1 protein-coding gene is annotated in these 1266 nt (G+C 45.5%); it reads left to right on the top strand.

The features are described 5' to 3' along the window. The coding region (locus CY0110_RS27750; RefSeq protein WP_408605592.1) for a hypothetical protein at positions 1-753 on the top strand (753 nt) is incomplete at its 5' end. Positions 754-1266 lie beyond the last annotated feature (513 nt).

Raw genomic sequence — 1266 nt, 5'->3', positions numbered from 1 at the left:
CATCTGACGATGGGGCGTGAGTTTATCGAAGCCAAAGACACGGCTAAAGTGAAAACCCTATTAGAGAATAATGAGGGGGCGGCCTTTGTGCCTGATGTTAATCGGGTGACAAAAATTAATAAGGTAAAAGGGTTAGAGGCGTTAGATGTTCTTTCCTTAGTGGACTTCAATCGGGAGTTTATGGCCACGGATGAGGATCTAGTTAAACGGGCTAACTTGGCCATTCACAATACAGAAGAACTGAAAACCGTCTTAGGGATCTCTATTTGTCAGCCGACGGCGAACCCGAAAACGGGAGAGATGACTGTCCCTTCTATTAAGGTGACACGACAACTACTTAATTTAATTGGCTATGATTTGAAACGCACTGAACGGCGAACGATTAATGGCCAACGACAACATATATATAAGGTAGTGGATCTGCTGCCTCCTCAAAACCGCTCAGCGATATTTAATTACTGGCTGACCAAGGATAAGGAATATTGTAGGGTGTCTGATGAAAACATAGAAGTGGCACGACAGACCGTATACAGTAAGTCGACCCCTCGTGCCAATGAGGATGGGTCAAACCAGAAACCCTCTAAACAGTCCCCAACAGAAGACGGTTTTGAACCGGTGGCACGACAGACCGTATACGATAAGTCGACCCCTCGTGCCGATCAGACAACCCCGCCCGCGAGTGGGGATGGAGATCATCACTCAAGCCACCATGAAGATAGGGAGGATCGTCTCAGTATCAGAGAAGCTGTCTGAGGTGTTAGTGGAGGAAAGTAGATCAAGTTAGCCGTTATCAGTTATCAAGTTTTTGGGATGAGGTGGAGTTAATTTTTTAAAAAAGAGATCAAAAAAAAAACAAATTCTTTTCCCACCTGCCCGATGGGGGTTCTAGGGGGTTTCCCCCTGGACAGCCACACCGTAATGACTTGAAGCCCGAAGGGGTTCAATGTCATTACATGGTGTACGCTGGCTTCCCTGACGGGAAGAACACCTACTAACACCCTAGATGAGAGCAAAATCGGTCGAATCAGACAGCCAGGGTCGTAAAAAAAGCCCGTTACTAAAGGTGACTAAACGTGACGCTGGCGTTACTAAACGTGATTAAACGGTGCGATACGTGATCGATTTTGGGTCAGCTTCGGGTCAAAAACAGGGTAGGGGTCACTTTTTTTATGACGAATAGTGACGTTGGGTAGTATTCAGTGACGTTTAATAACGAGTAGTGACGTTTAGTGACATTAAATAAGTATTAAGAAAATCGGGGTTTTT

Source organism: Crocosphaera chwakensis CCY0110 (assembly GCF_000169335.1).
In the GTDB taxonomy this organism is placed as follows: domain Bacteria; phylum Cyanobacteriota; class Cyanobacteriia; order Cyanobacteriales; family Microcystaceae; genus Crocosphaera; species Crocosphaera chwakensis.
The sequence above is the reverse complement of the archived record's forward strand: the minus strand, read 5'-3'. Positions and strand labels throughout refer to the sequence as shown.